Here is a 17340-nt window from a genome sequence, read left to right as displayed (position 1 = left end):
TTTCGCGCACCCCCGAGCTTTCCGGTAGCGAGGTCGTGGGCGCCGCGACAATGCCGCCGCTCGGTTCATAGGTGAGCGCCTTCAGCGTGATCAGCGAGCGCAACACCAGATCGCGGTGAGCGCCCTCATAGGAGCAATGGCTGCACCATTCAGTCCAGAAATCCTCGGTGTCCCGTTGCGCCCGGGCCGGATCGATCGGTCGGGGCAGCGGCAGATGCGAAGGCCCGTAGGTGAGCACGAAGGGAATGCTGTCGCCCTCGCAGACGTCGAACTCGGCGACCGTGGTCAGGTCCACGCCGCGGGTCTCGACCGGTGTTCGCAGCACGGCCATATCCGGCCCACCAATCGCCAGCAGCGCGCCGTCCTCGGTTCGCCTGACCCAGGGGATGTCGGCGCCGAAGCCAAAGCGGATCACCAGTTCCATCTTGAGCTTTACCCTGCCCGTCACGCCGCGCACCAGCCGGACGATGTCGGAGGCGCCGCCGCGCGGCGGCATGAAATCGATCAGCGCGACGACGCCGCCAGCGGTCGCATCCAGGATCAGGCTATCATCCCAGTAGCGGCGCGAGCGGCTTTTGACCGCCTCGGCCGGCGCGATCAGCCAGCGGCCATTTTGGCGCGTACCCAGCAGCGCTGCAAAGCAGGCATCGGAATCGAACGCCGGCCAGCACAGCCAGTCGATCGACCCGTCGCGGCCGACCAGGGCCGCGGTCTCGCAATCGCCGATCAATCCATAGTCTTCGATTGCAGAAGACAAATTGTTATCACCGCGGAAAATGTTGGCAGGTCAGGTCGCGGTCCGCGCTCGCGGCGCCATCGCGCTTTTGAGCGCGGTAACGTCGATCGCGGATGCGATATCGTCCACCGCAACCGGCAGCCGCTGTCGCCAGTTCGGATGCTCGTTGATGGTGCCGGGAATATTAGGCTGGTCGGTCACGCCCAATAAATCCTCAAGCGAGATCGCAAGCAGGCGGGATTTGGTTCGCGACATGAAGCCCGCGACCGCATAGAGATCATGATGATCGATGGCGTGATGACGCAGCACGTCGCTGAGCATCGATAGCGCGTGCCAGCGCGCATCGTCGCTTTCGCCGGGGTCGATCCCGAGCGCGCGTTTCAGCTTGAGGTCGCTGAAAGAGCGCCAGCCTGCATAGGTCGAGAGATCGTGGGTATTGAAGGTGACCAGCGCATTGGACGTATAATGCTCGATGTCACAAAAGCGGCCGGCATTGTCGCGCTCGAACATCATCACCTGATAGGACCAGATGCCCCAATCGGCCATCTGCTCGCGAAAGCCTTCCGGCACGGTGCCGAGATCTTCGCCGATCACCACGCACCGATGCGCCACGCTTTCCTGCGCGGTCGCCGCCAGCAGCGCCTCGAACGGCATCTGCACATAGGCGCCGTTATCGGCGGCAAAGCCGTGCGGCACCAGATAGAGTCGCTTCAAGCCCAGCACATGATCGAGCCGGATCGCGCCGGCGTAACGCATCGAGGCCCCAAGCATCTCCCGGTACGGCTCGAACGACCGGATCTCCAGACCGGCAGCATTGAAACCGGCGAGGCCCCAGCTCTGGCCCAATGTGTTCAACGGGTCCGGCGGCGCGCCGACGCCGAGATGGCGGGAAATCGCAACCTGTTCGTTCCAGGCATCGAAGCCATCGGATTGCACGCCGACCGCGACATCGAGGTAGAGACCGACTTTCATTCCGAGCCGGGTCGCGTGATCCCCACAGGCCCGCAACTGCCGGTCTGCGATCCATTGCACGAATTCGACGAATTCAATTTCGGCGCGATCTGCCCCCGCCCGCAGCTCGGCGCATCTGACATCATCAGGCTGCCGCCAGGGCTTCGGCCATTCCCACCACGGCGTGTTGAATTTGTGCCGCAGCACCTCGAAACAGGCGAACCGCGACAGCTGGGGCGCGCGTTCGGTGCGAAATGTGTCGAAGTCCTGTCGGCGGCCGATGGCCGGATTGGCCTTGAAATTCTCGAACGCTGATCGCAGCGCGCGCCATTTCAGCTCGGCGACGGCGACATAATCGACCAGGCCGCAGGCTCTTAACCGGGCAAGACCGCTGGCCCCGGTAAAAGCCCCGGCTTGAAATTCCGGAAGCTTTTCGACGTCGATATAGAGCGCATTCAAGAACAGCCGGCTGTTCGGGGAATAGGGGCTGCAATCGGCCGGCCGGTCGTCGAACAACGCGTGCAGCGGATTTAGTCCAACGCCATCCGCTCCCAGACCGGCGGCGAGTTCGATTAAGCCTTCGAGGTCGGTAAAATCCCCGATGCCCCAATTGCGCGCCGAGCGCACGCCATAAAGCTGAACCGCCGCCAGCCAGCAACGCTCGAAATCGCCGGCGAAAGCCTGCGCCGGCGCAACAATCAACGGTGCCTCTTCGCTAAAGGAGGAGGCGTCCGTCAGATGCAGCCGGTACGACCCTACGGGCAAATCCTGCGGCCAGTCTATGACGCGGCGGCCCTGGGCCAAGCCCTGCGCGATAACCTTAAGGTCCGCAACGATTTTCCAGCGCAGCGGAAACCTGGTGGCCCGGCTCAGCTCGGTCCGCGCGGGTCGTCCGGAACGGACCACGACCGGCCCGACCAGGAACCGATGCGGGACCCGAACCGGCAGGGCGTCGACGATGATTCTCAGCGCTGCAGCGTCCGTCACACGCCGGCGACCCTGACCGTCGATAAAATCGGTCTGGATTCCCAGCTTTTTAGCTTTGGTGATAAGGTCCATTCGGCACGCGGTTTGCTCGCAACGGTGAGGGAGGTCGCGAAATTCTATTGATACAGTAAGAGGATAGCCGTGTCTAACCCTGTGGCCTCCTTGGCTGTCCCCGGGAACCAATGCCCGGCCAGCGGCTTTCTAAGTACCGGGAGCCTCTCCTTTCCCTCAATCCAAGCGGGACGTCGTTTCCATCTCGTCGTTTCCATGTCAATGGCATCACCGTGAACAAGACAACTCAAACTGTCGAGAGCGCCGCAGCTGGCGCCGCTTTCCATATTGAAGATGTTTATCCGCTGGTCGACGGAGGCCGCTTTGCCGTGAAACGTCTAGTCGGCGAGCGGGTCGAGGTTTGGGCGGACATCTATCGCGACGGCCATGGTATCGTGGCCGCGGCGCTAGTCTGGCGCCGCGAGCGGGACCGGGAGTGGCGCCGCGCCGCGATGAGCCAGCACAGCAACGACCGTTGGGCCGGATCGTTCCTTCCGGACCAGCCTGGACGCTATGTCTATGCGATCGAGGCCTGGACCGACGAATTTGCCACCTGGCGGCACGAATTTGAACGCAAGCAGAAAAACGGCGCCGACCTGCCGGTGGATGCGATCGAGGGCGCGGGCATGCTCACCAAGGCTCATGCCGGCGCGGAGGCCGCGGCTGGCGTGATCCTGCGGCAATGCGAGTACTTTCTGCAAACCGGCGAGGCCACACCGCTCTTGACCGAGGAGTTGAAAGACGCCATGGCCGACAGCCAGTCGCGGCCGGATCTGACCCGATCGCCACTATTTCCGTTGGTCGTGGACCGGCTGCGGGCGCGCAACGGCGCATGGTATGAACTGGTGCCGCGCAGCCAGGGCCGGACCCCGGGCCAGTACGGCACCTTGAAGGATTGCATCGCGCGCTTGCCCGATATCGCGGCGATGGGCTTCGACGTGGTCTCGCTCACGCCGATTCACCCGATCGGATCCGGTAACCGTAAGGGCCGCAACAACGCGGTGGCATCAGCGCAAGGCGATCCCGGAAACCCCTACGTCATCGGCTCAGCTCAAGGCGGCCACGATGCGGTGCAGCCCGAATTGGGCACGCTGGAGGATTTCCGCAACTTCGTTGCAGCCTGCAGGCAGCTCGACATCGAAGTGGCGCTCGACTTTGCCATTCAATGCTCGCCCGATCATCCCTGGCTCACGCAGCATCCGCAATGGTTCGACCGCCGGCCCGATGGGTCGATGCGCTACACGGAAAATCCACCCGGGAGGTCCGATGCTGTCGTCATCCCCGATTTTTCCTCTGAGGACGCCGGCTCGCTGTGGAATGCCTTACGCGATATAGTGCTGTTCTGGATCGAGCAGGGCGTCACGGTGTTCCGGGTCGACAGCCCCCACACCAAGCCATTCCGGTTCTGGGAATGGCTGATCCATGATGTTCAGCTTCGTCGTCCCGATGTCATCTTTATCGCCGAAGCCATTACGCGACCGAAACTGATGCGGGGCCTCGCCAAGCTCGGCTTCACGCAGTCCTATACCTACTTCACCTGGCGGACCCAGAAGTGGGAGCTGGAGCAGTACCTGAACGAGCTGACGGCCTATCCGGAGCGCGATTTCCATCGCCCGAATTTTTTCGTCAATACCTCCGATATCCTGCCCTACCATCTGCAAAGCGGTGAGGCCTGGATGTTCAAATCCCGCGTCGCGCTGGCCGCCACGCTATCGGGCAGCTACGGCATCTACAACGGCTTCGAGCTCAGGGAACACGAACCCTTACCCGGCAGGGAAGAACATCTCCATTCCGAAAAGTACGAGATCAGAGTGCGGGACTGGGACAAGCCCGGCAATATCAAGCCTTACATCCGCGAACTCAACCGCGTTCGCCGGGAAAACACGGCGCTGCAGCAGACCAGCAATCTGCGCTTCATTCAGGTCGATGATCGTAACATCGTCAGCTTTGTCAAGGAATCGGTCAATCGGACCAACTGCGTCGTGGTCGCGATCGCGCTATCGCGCGAGGTGCGCGAATTCTGGCTGCCGCTCACCGACGTCCAGGTCGGCATGTCCGGCGATCGCCGCAACATCGCCGCCCTTGAAAATCTGATGACCGGTGAACGATCCCCCGTGGAGTGGGGTGGCATCCGCCTGCGAATTGATCCGATGCGCGATCCGGCCATGCTGTTTCGCTGTCTGGCGTGAGCGGTCCATGAACCTGATGTCATCGATCAATGCCAAGGAATTACCGGTCACCGATCTCGACGGCGACAGGCTCTGGTATAAAGACGCCATCATCTATCAGCTTCACGTCAAGGCCTTCGCCGACAGCAACAATGACGGCATCGGCGATTTCGCCGGCCTGACCGAAAAGCTCGATTACCTGCAGGATCTCGGCATCACCGCGCTGTGGCTGTTGCCGTTTTATCCCTCGCCTGGCCGCGACGACGGCTACGACATCGCCGACTACGGTGCCATCAATCCCGATTTCGGGACCATGAAGGATTTCAATCGCTTCATCGTCGAAGCCAAGCGGCGCGGCATGCGGGTCATCACCGAACTCGTGATCAATCATACCTCCGACCAGCACGACTGGTTCAAGCGCGCCCGCCGCAGCGATCCCAAGTCGAGCGCGCGCAACTGGTATGTATGGAGCGACACCGACCAGAAATATGCGGGAACGCTGATCATCTTCACCGACACCGTTAAGTCGAACTGGACCTGGGACCCGGAAGCCGGCCAATTCTACTGGCACCGCTTCTTTTCGCACCAGCCCGATCTCAATTTCGACAATCCACGCGTGGTCAGCGCGATCGTTCAGGTCATGAAGCGCTGGCTCGATACCGGCGTCGACGGTTTCCGGCTCGATGCGATACCCTATCTGTGCGAGCGCGATGGCACCAACAACGAGAACCTGCCGGAAACCCACGCCATTATCAGGAGGCTGCGCGGCGAACTCGACGCCTATGCCAAGGGCAAGGTGCTGCTGGCGGAAGCCAATCAATGGCCCGAGGATGTCCAGGAATATTTCGGCAAGGGCGATGAATGCCACATGGCCTATCATTTCCCGCTGATGCCGCGGATCTACATGGCGATCGCTCAGGAGGACCGCTTTCCGATCACCGACATCCTGCGCCAGACGCCGGATATCCCCGCCAACTGCCAGTGGGCGCTGTTTCTGCGCAACCATGACGAGCTTACGCTGGAAATGGTCACCGACGTCGAGCGCGACTATCTGTGGTCGACCTACGCCAACGATCCCCGTGCCCGCATCAATGTCGGCATCCGCCGCCGGCTGGCGCCGCTGATGGACAATGACCGCCGCAAGATCGAGTTGATGAACTCGCTGCTGCTGTCGTTTCCGGGCACCCCGATCATCTATTACGGCGACGAGATCGGCATGGGCGACAATATCTATCTCGGCGACCGCGACGGCGTGCGTACGCCGATGCAGTGGTCGCCGGACCGCAATGGTGGTTTTTCCCGCGCCGACCCGGCGCGGCTTTACGCGCCGACCATCATGGATCCGGTCTACGGCTATGAGGCTGTCAACGTCGAGGCGCAGTCGCGCAGCCTGTCGTCGCTGCTCAGCGCCACCAAGCGGCTGATTTCGGTACGCAAGTCGACGCTGGCGTTCGGCCGCGGCAGCATGACGTTCATCCGCCCGGCCAATCGCTCGGTGCTCGCCTATATCAGGCAATACCGCGATGAGGTGATTCTCTGCATCGCCAACCTGTCGCGATCGGCGCAGGCGACCGAACTCGATCTTTCGCCGTGGAAGGACCGCGTGCCACTGGAAATGCTCGGCCGCAGCAGTTTTCCGGCGATTGGGGAACTACCCTACATGATCACGCTGGGGCCCTATGGCTTCTACTGGTTTCAGCTTCGAGAGCGCGACAAATCGGAGCGCACCTCGCCCAGCGTGGTTCCCGAATTCGAAACCCTGGTGGTACCAGTCGGTGCGACTTGGGTGTCGCTGGCCCGCACCCGCGGCGTGTTCGAATGCGACGTCTTGCCGGGATTTCTGGCACGAGCCCGCTGGTATCCGGAGCGTTCGGCGGAGGCTATTCATCCCAACCTGACATCGGCCATCCCGTTCTGCGATATCGGCGACAACCGCCCCTGGCTGGCGTTTTTCAAGGCGACGCAGCGCGGCGTGACGACGCACTACGTGTTGCCGGTGCAGATCGAATGGGTGCGCTTCGATCGCGAACACTACAATCCCCACGCCCTCGCAGCCGTGCGTCAGGGCGCGCGTGAAGGCACGCTGCTGGATGTGGCGACCGACCATATCTTCATCGCGCTATTGTTGCGGAATCTGCGCGAGAACCTGACCGTCGAAGAAAACGGGCTGCGCCTGGAATTCAGGCCGACCAGCCGGTTTTCGGACCGGCCAATCAAGCAGCCCGAGCATGTCCGTGCCGTCGAAACCGAACAATCCAACAGCATGGCGCTGGTCGATCATGAATTTGTGGTCAAGGTTTATCGTCAGCTCGAATCCGGCATTAATCCCGAGATCGAGATCGGCCGGTATCTCACCGACGTCGCAGACTTTGCCAATGCGCCCGCGCTGCTCGGCAGCGTCGAGCTGGTCGAAGGCGACCAGATAAGCGCCATCGCGGGCGTTCATGCCTTCGTCGAAAACCAGGGTGATGCATGGACCGTGACCACGGCCTATCTCGATCGCTTTGTAGATGAGCAGCGCTTGCTGGCGGCGAGCGAACATCCTGGCGAGAACGAGGAGCAGATTCCCTATCTGCGCCACATGTCGCAAACCGGAAGACGCCTCGCGGAGATGCACGTCGCGCTCGCCGGAAACGAGGAATTTGCCGATTTTGCGCCAGAACCGACCCTACCTGAGGATGTGGCGCGCTGGATCGAGGATGCGGTTGTCCGTGCCAAGCGCGTCTTTGATGCCTTGAGGCAACGGCGCGACACGGTCAGGGAGGCTGACCGTCAACTCGTCGATCAGGCGCTGGCGCAACACCCGGCCTTGCATGACCGCCTGAGCGCACTGCTCGCGCCGGATGTCGACAGCCTCAACATCCGCCACCATGGCGACTTCAATCTCGGCCGGATCCTGATCGTCAAGGACGATATATTCATCATCGGTTTCGGCGGCGACCCGCGCCAGCCGCTGGCCGAGCGCCGGCGCAAGGCCCCCGCGGCGCGCGATGTCGCCGGCCTGATCCGCTCGATCGATTATTCGGCCGCGGCCGCGATGGAGCGGGCGTTGAAGGTGGCGCCCGACGAACACGGCAAGCTTGCCGCTGTTCTCAGGGAATGGCGGGATCGCTCGGCGGCGGCGTTTCTGGCAGCCTATCGCGCCATCATGACCAATCGGCGCCTGTGGCCGGCCGATCCCTGGACCGCCGGGCAGGCACTGAATTTCTTCTTGCTTGAAAAGGTGTTCTGCGAGATCGAGTATGAGCTGGCCCACCGGCCTGATTGGCTCCGCGTTCCGCTGTCGGGAATGCTTCGCATCATGTCTCAGCCGACCAATGAGGCCCCATGACCAAACTTTCCGCGGAGGCCTGGGCCATCGTCGAAGGCCGCCATTCCGATCCTTTTCACTATCTCGGCCTTCACACCGAGGACGGCCAGACCGTGGTGCGCGCGTTCCTGCCGGAGGCATCCGATGTCGAGGCAATCGGCGAGCATGGCGAAACGGCTTCGCTGGAGCGCATTCACGACGCCGGGCTGTTCGCGGGCGCGCTGCCAAACGGCTCGAAGCGATATCAACTGCGCGCCCGCTACGGCGACAGGGTAGTCAATCTCGACGATCCCTATCGCTTTCCGCCTGTCTTGACCGACTTCGATCTGTATCTTTTGGGCGAAGGCACCCATCAACTTATCTACGACAAGCTTGGCGCCCATCCGATGACCCTCGACGGCGTCGACGGGGTGGCCTGCTACTGGGAGCTGTTCGTGCCGCACGCAGCCGTCGGCGACCATTATAAATTCGATATTATCGGCGCGCAGGGCCAGCACTTGCCGCTGAAGTCCGATCCGCTGGCCTTTGCCGCGGAAATGCGCCCGAGCACCGCCTCCATTGTGTTCGACGAGACCAGGCTGCCGCATCCGCGCCCGGCGCCCGCAGGCATCAACGCGCTCGGCGCGCCGATGTCGATCTACGAGGTCCATCTGGGCTCCTGGCGGCGCAAGGGCCACAACGAATGGCTGAGCTATCGCGACCTGGCGGACCAGCTACCGCGCTATGTGCGCGATCTCGGCTTCACCCATGTCGAATTTCTTCCCGTCAATGAACATCCGTTCGACGGTTCCTGGGGCTATCAGCCGACCGGGCTGTTCGCGCCCACCAGCCGGTTCGGCCCACCGCAGGATTTCTGCGCCCTGGTCGATGCCTGCCATCGCGAGGGATTGGGCGTGATGCTGGACTGGGTGCCCGGGCATTTTCCCGACGATCCGCACGGCCTCGGCCAATTTGATGGCACCGCGCTCTACGAGCACGCCAACCCGCTTCAAGGCCGCCACCTCGACTGGGGCACGCTGATCTACAATTACGGCCGCACCGAAGTGGTGAACTTCCTGGTCTCGAATGCACTGTTCTGGCTGGAGCGTTATGCCATCGACGGCCTGCGTGTCGATGCGGTCGCCTCCATGCTCTATCTCGACTACAGCCGGCCCGCGGGAGCCTGGATTCCGAACAAATATGGCGGACGGGAAAATCTCGAAGCCGTCAATTTCCTCCGCCGCTTCAACACCGAGGTTTTCGCCCGATTTCCGCAGGCCACCACCGCCGCGGAGGAGTCGACCGCATGGCCGCAGGTATCGCGCCCGGTCGAATATGGCGGATTGGGCTTCGGCTACAAATGGAACATGGGCTGGATGCATGACACGCTGAATTACATTGCCAAGGATCCGATCCACCGCAAGCATCACCACGGCGATATCCTGTTCGGCCTGCACTACGCTTTTTCGGAAAACTTCATCCTGCCGCTGTCGCACGACGAGGTCGTCCACGGCAAACGCTCGATCATCGGCCGGATGCCTGGTGACGCCTGGCAACGCTTCGCCAATCTGCGCGCTTACTACGCCTTCATGTTCGGCCATCCCGGCAAGAAGCTGATGTTCATGGGCTGCGAGTTCGCCCAGGAGCGCGAATGGAACCATGACCGCTCGCTCGACTGGCACCTGCTCGAGCAGGAGAAGCATGCTGGCATCCAAAGCCTGATCCGCGATCTCAACAGGCTCTATGGCGCGGTGCCGGCGCTGCATGAACTGGATTGCGATCCCGCCGGCTTTGAATGGGTGGTGACCGACGATGCCGGCGGCAACGTGTTCGGCTGGATCCGCAAGGGCAATGATGCCGGCGCGCGCTGCCTCGTGGTGGTGAATTTTTCACCCAACGTATATCACAACTACCGCGTCCGGGTACCGCTCAGCGGCAAGTGGCGCGAGGTGCTGAATTCGGATTCCGCGCATTACGGCGGCAGCAATGTCGGCAACGTCGGCGAGGTCATGGCGCTGGATGGCACGGTGCCCGTCCTCGATCTTACCATCCCGCCTTTGGCCGCTATTTTTCTGGTACCGGAAAGCTAACCATGCGTCTGTCTGCCGGAACGTTCTCGCGTCTCGGTGCAAGCTGGGACGGCCGCGGCACCAATTTTGCCTTGTTCTCGGCCAACGCGCACAAGGTCGAGCTTTGCCTGTTCGACAGTCAGGGACGTCGCGAGCTCGAACGCATCGAGTTGCCCGAACATACCGAGGACGTCTGGCACGGCTATCTGAACGACGTTTCCCCTGGCCAGCTCTATGGCTATCGCGTGCATGGGCCCTACGAGCCCGAGCACGGCCACCGTTTCAACCCCAACAAACTGCTGCTTGATCCCTATGCAAGGCGGCTTGCCGGGCGGCTGGTGTGGAGCGATGCCCATTTTGCCTATCGTACCGGCAGCGCGCGTGAGGACCTCTCGTTCGACCGGCGCGACAACGCCCGCGGCATGCCGAAGGCCGTGGTGGTCGACGAAACCTTCAATTGGGGCCGCCGCGAGATGCGCCCCAACATCCCCTGGGAAGACACCATCATCTATGAAGCGCACGTCAAGGGCCTGACCCAGAAGCGCGAAGACGTGCAGCCATATCTGCGCGGCACCTATGGCGGCCTGTCCTCGGCCGCCATGATCGAGCATTTCAAGCGCCTTGGTGTCACCACCATCGAACTCTTGCCCGTTCACGCCTTCGTCGACGACCGAACGCTGGTCGAAAAGAAGCTGGTCAATTACTGGGGCTACAACACGCTGTCGTTTTTTGCGCCGGAGCCGCGCTACGCGCAGGACAACCCGCTCGACAGCTTCCGCACCACGGTGGCACGGTTGCACGACGCCGGCATTGAGGTGATGCTCGACGTCGTTTACAACCATACCGCCGAGGGCAACCATATGGGCCCGACGCTGTCGTTCCGCGGCATCGACAACGCCTCCTATTATTGGCTGAAGCCTGAAAATCCGCGCTTCTACGATGACTTCACCGGGTGCGGCAGCTCGGTCAACCTCACCCATCCGCGGGTCCTGCAGATGGTGATGGATTCGCTGCGCTACTGGGTCGAGGTCTGCCATGTCGACGGTTTCCGCTTCGATCTCGCCACCACGCTGGCGCGCGGGCCGAACGGCTTCGACCGCAACAGCGCCTTCCTCACCGCGATCCGGCAGGACCCGGTGCTGTCGTCGGTGAAGCTGGTCGCCGAACCCTGGGACCTCGGCATGGGCGGCTATCAGGTCGGCGGCTTTCCATCGCAATGGTCGGAGTGGAACGACCGCTACCGCAGCGCGATGCGGCGCTACTGGAGCGGTGTAGGCAGCCTGATCGGCGAAGTTTCCCGCCGCATGACCGGCTCGTCGGACCTGTATAATCGCGACGGCCGCAGGCCGCGCGCCAGCATCAATCACGTCACCGTGCATGACGGCTTCACGCTGGCGGATTTGTTCAGCTACAACCACAAGCACAACGAGGCCAACGGCGAGGACAATCGCGACGGCTCCAGCGACAACCACAGCAACAATTGCGGCTCTGAGGGCCCGACCGATGACCCTAATATCACAGCGCTGCGCCGCCAGCTCCGCAAGAACCAGCTCGCTTGTCTGCTGCTGGCGCAGGGCCTGCCGCTGATTCTGGCGGGCGATGAAGTCGGCAACTCGCAAGCAGGCAACAACAACGCCTATTGCCAAGATAATGAAACCGGCTGGGTCGACTGGGGTGGTATCGGCCACGAAGGCTGTGACCTGATCGATTTCATCGGTCACATGACCGAGCTGCGCCGGCGATTTCCGCAAATCCTTTCACATCGCTGGCTCGATGGACGGCGCGCGGACGGATCTTACGGCGTGCTCTGGCTGACGCCGGCCGCCGAGGACATGAAGGAACAAGACTGGAAATTCCCGGAAGGCCGGTTTCTCGCCTACGTGCTCGGACCTGTGGAACCGGGCGGGGCGCCAATCTTTATTGTACTGAACGCGGCGCCTGAGGAGATCCTATTCAGGATGCCCAGGCTACCGGAATACAAGACCTGGCAGCTTGTATTGAACACGGCGGACAGCCAATATTCGTTCGCGGACTTCGCGTCAGGAAGCGAAACCAGGGCGCCTCCCCGCTCGGTCCTTGCCTTTGCAGGTCTGGCATGAATCGGTGGCAATTCGGAGCAACGCTGACCGCGGACGGCGTGTCCTTTCGACTTTGGGCGCCGGCGGCAAAACGTGTCGATCTGCTGCTGGAAAAGTCCTATCCGTTGCGGCGCGGCGGAGATGGCTGGTTCTGCGCCGATATATCTGGCCCGAGAGCCGGCGCGCGCTACCAATTCCGGATCGACGGCGAGATCGACCTCCCCGATCCGGCGTCGGCATTTCAGCCTGGAGATCTCTCCGGCCCCAGCGAAGTGATCGATCACACCAGTTACCGATGGCGCGCCTCGGATTGGCGCGGGCGCCCGTGGCAGCAAACCTGCGTGATCGAGACCCACGTCGGAGCCTTCACCCCCGAGGGCACCTACCGCGCCATGATCGGCAAGCTCGATCATCTGGTCGAGACCGGCATTACCGCGCTGGAATTGATGCCGCTGGCGGATTTCGCCGGCTCGCGCAATTGGGGCTATGACGGCGTGTTGTGGTACGCGCCCGACAGCGTCTATGGGCGCCCCGACGACCTCAAGACCCTGATCGACGAGGCGCATCTGCGCGGGCTGATGGTCTTTCTCGACGTGGTCTACAACCATTTCGGCCCGGAAGGAAATTACCTCGCCCGCTATGCGCCTTGCTTCTTCACCGAGGCGCAGACGCCCTGGGGCAGCGCAATCGACTACCGGGTGCCGCAGGTGCGCAGCTTCGCCATCGAGAATGCGCTGTATTGGCTGCGCGAGTATCGTTTCGACGGGCTGCGGCTTGACGCCGTCCACACCATCGCCGAGTTCGGCGAAGTTTCGATGCTGCGCGATCTCAGCCATGCCGTGGGTGGGCTGGCCGCGGAGACCGGCCGTCACATCCATCTGGTGCTCGAAAACGACGCCAACCGCGCCAGCATATTGGATGCCGAACAAGATCCGGCGCAGGGCAAATACCGCGCGCAGTGGAACGACGATTATCATCACGCCTGGCACGTCCTTTTGACCGGCGAGACCCAGGGCTATTACGGCGACTATCGGCATTCGCCACGGCGCGATATCGCCCGCGTACTGGGATCCGGGTTTGCCTATCAGGGACAGCCTTCCGCGCACCGCGGCGGGCAATTGCGCGGTGAACCCAGCGGCAAGCTTGCCCCGACGGCCTTCGTCAATTTCCTGCAGAACCACGACCAGATCGGCAACCGTGCGCTCGGCGACCGGCTCGAAAGCTTGGCAAGCCCTGAAGCGATCGAAGCCGCACTGGCGATCACATTATTGGCGCCGGCGATCCCCATGCTGTTCATGGGCGAAGAGTGGGGCTCGAAAACGCCGTTCCCGTTCTTCTGCGATTTTCAGGGCGATCTCGCGCAAGCCGTGCGCCAGGGGCGGCGCCGGGAATATGCCTATGCCTACGCGGCCTATGGCGACGAGGTGCCGGATCCCCTGGATGCATCGACCTTGCAATCTGCGGTACTGGACTGGGAAGCGCGCAACGAAGAGACCGGCCAAAAACGTCTGGCCTTGGTGCGGCAGCTTCTTGCCATCCGCATGCGGGAGATCGTTCCGCGGCTCGCAGGCGCGGCCTTCGGCGATGCGCGCACGTCGGACCAAGGCCTCCTTACGGCGCACTGGCGCATGGGCGATGGCGCCACACTCAAGCTGCTCGCCAATCTCTCGACCGGTGCATCGACCGGCGAATACGATCTGACCGGCACGCGCCTCTGGGGCGGCTGGTCCGATGGCCCGATCCCGCCATGGTCGGTGGTCTGGCGTCTGGACGCGCGCTGATGCCGCCGGCGATACCGATCGCCACCTACCGGCTGCAGCTGACGGCAAGCTTCGATTTCGACGCCGCTGCGGCCGTGATCCCGTATCTGAAAGCGCTGGGCATCAGCCATCTCTATGCGTCGCCCTTCATGAAGGCGCGCCGGGGCAGCACCCACGGCTATGACGTCGTCGATCACGCCAGGCTCAATCCGGAGCTCGGCGGCGAAGCCGGCTTCGAGCGGTTGAGCCAGGCGCTGAAACGGCACGACCTTGGTCTTATTCTCGATTTCGTACCCAACCATGTCGGCGTGCATTTCGCCGACAATCCGTGGTGGCTCGACGTGCTGGAATGGGGACCGGCCTCGCCGCATGCGGTGTCGTTCGACATCGACTGGGAGCTGTTGCCGTTTCGGGCCCGCGGCGGCGTGCTGCTGCCGATCCTCGGTTCGTCCTATGGCGAAGCGCTGGAAAATGGCGAGATCGAGCTGCGCTATGATCGCGACGAAGGCAGTTTTTCGGCCTGGTATTTCGAGCATCGTCTGCCGATCACACCCGAGCGATACGGCGAGATCCTGCGTACCGTCGTCAAGGAAGCCGCGGCCGAAGACAGCGCGGCGGGCCGACGCCTGCTCGAGTTGACGTCGCGATATCGCGGATTGCGTCATCCCAACCGCAAGGAAGCGCCGGCTTACAAGGCCGAGCTGAGAGGCGTCGACGGCGGTGCGGAAATTATCGCGCGCGGGCTCGGCGCCTACCGGGCCGGTGCGGATCGCGCCGCGCAGACCCAGGCGCTGCATTCGCTGATGGAGCGCCAGCATTACCGGCTCGGGCACTGGCGGCTCGCCTCCAGCGACATCAACTATCGGCGCTTTTTCGACGTCAATACGCTGGCCGGATTGCGGGTCGAGGATGCCGGCACCTTCGACGCCATCCATCGCCTGGTCAAAGCGCTGAGCGCCCAAGGCAAACTGCAGGGCCTGCGGCTCGATCACATCGACGGGTTGCGCGATCCCGCGCAATATTTCCAGCGCCTGCGCCGCCTGATCGGCAATGTCAGAGGCAAGGGCGCCGGTCCGTTCTACATGGTGATCGAAAAAATTCTCGGCGAAGGTGAAAAGCTGAACGCCTTTTCGGGCGTTCACGGCACCACGGGTTACGAGTGGCTGAATGCCATCAGCCAGGTCCTGGTCGACGGCAGGGGTCTCGATCCGCTGGATGAAGTGTGGCGGCAGATCAGCAATCAGCCGCGGCTTCTGGAGCCCGTGTTGAAGCAGGCCAAGCGCCGGGTGCTCGAGACCTTGCTGACATCTGAGTTCACCGTGCTGCGGCGCCAGCTGGCGCGGATCGCGGCCGGGCATTATTCCACCCGCGACTATTCGGCCGACAGCCTGCGACAGGCGCTCGAACTCTACATCCTGCATTTTCCCGTCTACCGCACCTATCTGACCGCGGCCGGGCCGACCGACCACGATCGCGCGCTGATCTTCGAGACCATCAAAAAGGCGCGCGCGCAATGGTTCGCCGCCGACGAGGGCATCTTCGACTTTCTGCAGGACACGCTGACCATGGACCTGATCAAGCCGGGCCGGGCCACGCACAGTATTCCCCGGGTGCGGCGTTTTGCATTGAAGGTCCAGCAATTGACCGGTCCCGTGATGGCCAAGTCGCTTGAGGACACCACCTTCTATCGCTACCACCGCCTGCTGGCGCTGAACGAGGTCGGCGGCGATCCCTCGGCCCCGGCGCTCTCCGTCGATGCCTTTCACCAGGCGATGCGCATTCGCGCCAGCGAGTGGCCGCACGGCATGACGGCGACCGCGACCCACGACACCAAACGCGGCGAGGATGCGCGGGCGCGATTGATCGCACTGACCGAGCTTCCCGGCGAATGGGCGAGCGCCGTGGCGCGTTGGAAAATCCAGAACGCGCCGCATCTCGTGCTCGACGGCGAGACGCGCGCGCCGTCGGCGACCTTTGAATACATGCTCTATCAGGCGCTGGTGGGGGCGTGGCCGAGTGACGGCATCGACGAGACGTTTGTGCAGCGCATGCAGGCCTATGCCTTGAAGGCGGCGCGCGAGGGCAAAGAGGAGACCAGCTGGCTCAATCCCAACCAGGCCTATGAGAGCGGGTTGCATGCCTTTATCGGACGAATTCTCGATCCCAGGCTTTCGGCCGAGTTTCTGAATGCACTGCAGACGCTGGCGCAGCGTGTCGCGCTGTTGGGGGCGCTGAACTCGCTCAGCCAGACGACGTTGAAGGTGACGATGCCCGGGGTGCCCGATTTCTACCAGGGAACGGAGTTCTGGGATCTGTCGCTGGTCGATCCGGATAACCGGCGCGCGGTGGATTTTGCCGAACGCGCTGATGTGCTGGCGTCGACGCAACCTCCGGATTGGGCCGGCCTGGCGCAGCGCTGGCCGGACGGTCACCTGAAACTGGCCTGGACCCGGCGTCTCCTGGAGCTGCGTGCCGAACTGGCCGACGTGTTTACCCATGGCAGTTACGAGCCGCTGGAGGTGACCGGTGCGCATCGCGATCATGTCATCGCCTTCGCGCGCCGCCATCGCCGCGACGCCGCGGTCATCGCGGTCGCGAAATCGTTTGCGGCATTTACCCGGAGCGGCCGGGTCTGGCCCCGTGCAGAAAGCTTTGACGGGACCCTCCGGCTCGATGGCTATGGGGTCGACGGCATCAGCGGCGAGGCCGGGCCCAGGCAGTTGCCTCTCTCCGCCCTGTTCAGGCATCTGCCGGTGGCGGTGTTGAAGGCCAGGGTAGAAGGTGCCGCGAATCCCGCGCGAAAGCTGATCCGGGCCTGAGGATATTTGCTGCACAGCGATATCGATCGCGGCTGATTCAGCCGCGCTTGGTCAACAGCAGCCGGCCCCGATTTTGGATCGCGGCCTGGGCTATCTCGGCAAATCGCTGCAACAGCCATGGCAGCGTGACTTCCAGGCGCACATGATCGTCCGCCACGTCGAGATGGCCGGACGCGGCCTGCCCCAGCGCGCGGACCCGAAAGATCATGCGGCTCTCCTCCCATCTCTCCTCCTCGACTTGCAGCACGGGGATGCTGGAAGCGGCACGCGTCAATCCGGCCTTGAGACGTCGCATGGCTTCGTCGCGGCCAAGATGATGCGGAATGGAAACAACCAGGGGTGCGGGCATGTCTGGGATCTCAAAGTGTCGCAGCCAGATATAATGACGAAGCATCCCGGGAAAAGAGGACCCTGAATCTCGGCCGGCGGAAC

At 62.8% G+C, this 17340-nt stretch carries 9 protein-coding genes; 6 read left to right on the top strand and 3 right to left on the bottom strand.

Annotated elements, in window-relative coordinates:
- A partial coding sequence (locus tag ABSG20_RS22830; protein ID WP_423866780.1) for a glycoside hydrolase family 15 protein occupies positions 1 to 757 on the bottom strand: 757 nt, incomplete at its 3' end.
- A 30-nt stretch (positions 758 to 787) separates the two neighbouring features.
- Positions 788 to 2746, bottom strand: a complete 1959-nt coding sequence (malQ, locus tag ABSG20_RS22825; RefSeq protein WP_423866779.1) for a 4-alpha-glucanotransferase — start codon at positions 2744 to 2746, stop codon at positions 788 to 790.
- 212 nt (positions 2747 to 2958) lie between these two features.
- On the opposite strand from malQ, the gene ABSG20_RS22820 reads away from it, so the two are divergent.
- Genes ABSG20_RS22820 through treY form a run of 6 tightly spaced genes read left to right on the top strand, consistent with a single transcriptional unit; the run spans position 2959 to position 16908 of the window.
- On the top strand, positions 2959 to 4914 hold the full coding sequence (locus ABSG20_RS22820) for an alpha-1,4-glucan--maltose-1-phosphate maltosyltransferase (RefSeq protein WP_423866778.1): 1956 nt from the start codon (positions 2959 to 2961) through the stop codon (positions 4912 to 4914).
- Positions 4915 to 4921: 7 nt separating this feature from the next.
- Positions 4922 to 8224: a maltose alpha-D-glucosyltransferase gene (treS, locus tag ABSG20_RS22815; protein ID WP_423866777.1), complete on the top strand. Its 3303-nt coding sequence runs from the start codon at positions 4922 to 4924 to the stop codon at positions 8222 to 8224.
- The gene (gene glgB / locus ABSG20_RS22810) at positions 8221 to 10272 is read left to right on the top strand and encodes a 1,4-alpha-glucan branching protein GlgB (protein ID WP_423866776.1); all 2052 of its coding nucleotides are present in this window, start codon (positions 8221 to 8223) and stop codon (positions 10270 to 10272) included. Before treS ends, glgB begins: the two co-directional genes overlap by 4 nt.
- Before the next feature lie 2 nt (positions 10273 to 10274).
- On the top strand, positions 10275 to 12350 hold the full coding sequence (gene glgX, locus ABSG20_RS22805) for a glycogen debranching protein GlgX (protein WP_423866775.1): 2076 nt from the start codon (positions 10275 to 10277) through the stop codon (positions 12348 to 12350).
- On the top strand, positions 12347 to 14110 hold the full coding sequence (gene treZ / locus ABSG20_RS22800; RefSeq protein WP_423866774.1) for a malto-oligosyltrehalose trehalohydrolase: 1764 nt from the start codon (positions 12347 to 12349) through the stop codon (positions 14108 to 14110). Before glgX ends, treZ begins: the two co-directional genes overlap by 4 nt.
- Positions 14110 to 16908, top strand: a complete 2799-nt coding sequence (gene treY / locus ABSG20_RS22795) for a malto-oligosyltrehalose synthase (protein WP_423866781.1) — start codon at positions 14110 to 14112, stop codon at positions 16906 to 16908. Before treZ ends, treY begins: the two co-directional genes overlap by 1 nt.
- Before the next feature lie 37 nt (positions 16909 to 16945).
- Here treY and ABSG20_RS22790 read toward each other — a convergent pair whose 3' ends face one another.
- Positions 16946 to 17257, bottom strand: coding sequence for a polyhydroxyalkanoic acid system family protein (locus tag ABSG20_RS22790; RefSeq protein ID WP_423866773.1), 312 nt, complete (start codon positions 17255 to 17257; stop codon positions 16946 to 16948).
- Positions 17258 to 17340: the final 83 nt, after the last annotated feature.

It is taken from the genome of Bradyrhizobium sp. (genome assembly GCF_049512235.1).
Taxonomy (GTDB): domain Bacteria; phylum Pseudomonadota; class Alphaproteobacteria; order Rhizobiales; family Xanthobacteraceae; genus Bradyrhizobium.
Note: the sequence above shows the minus strand (reverse complement) of the source record. Positions and strands in the feature narration are given on the sequence as shown.

What these genes read in the sequence shown, in the direction of transcription:
- treY (WP_423866781.1), top strand. Translation starts at nt 14,110, where the DNA reads ATGCCGCCGGCGATACCGATCGCCACCTACCGGCTGCAGCTGACGGCA.
- glgB (WP_423866776.1), top strand. Translation starts at nt 8,221, where the DNA reads ATGACCAAACTTTCCGCGGAGGCCTGGGCCATCGTCGAAGGCCGCCAT.
- glgX (WP_423866775.1), top strand. Translation starts at nt 10,275, where the DNA reads ATGCGTCTGTCTGCCGGAACGTTCTCGCGTCTCGGTGCAAGCTGGGAC.
- treS (WP_423866777.1), top strand. Translation starts at nt 4,922, where the DNA reads ATGAACCTGATGTCATCGATCAATGCCAAGGAATTACCGGTCACCGAT.
- ABSG20_RS22790 (WP_423866773.1), bottom strand. Translation starts at nt 17,257, where the DNA reads ATGCCCGCACCCCTGGTTGTTTCCATTCCGCATCATCTTGGCCGCGAC.
- malQ (WP_423866779.1), bottom strand. Translation starts at nt 2,746, where the DNA reads ATGGACCTTATCACCAAAGCTAAAAAGCTGGGAATCCAGACCGATTTT.
- treZ (WP_423866774.1), top strand. Translation starts at nt 12,347, where the DNA reads ATGAATCGGTGGCAATTCGGAGCAACGCTGACCGCGGACGGCGTGTCC.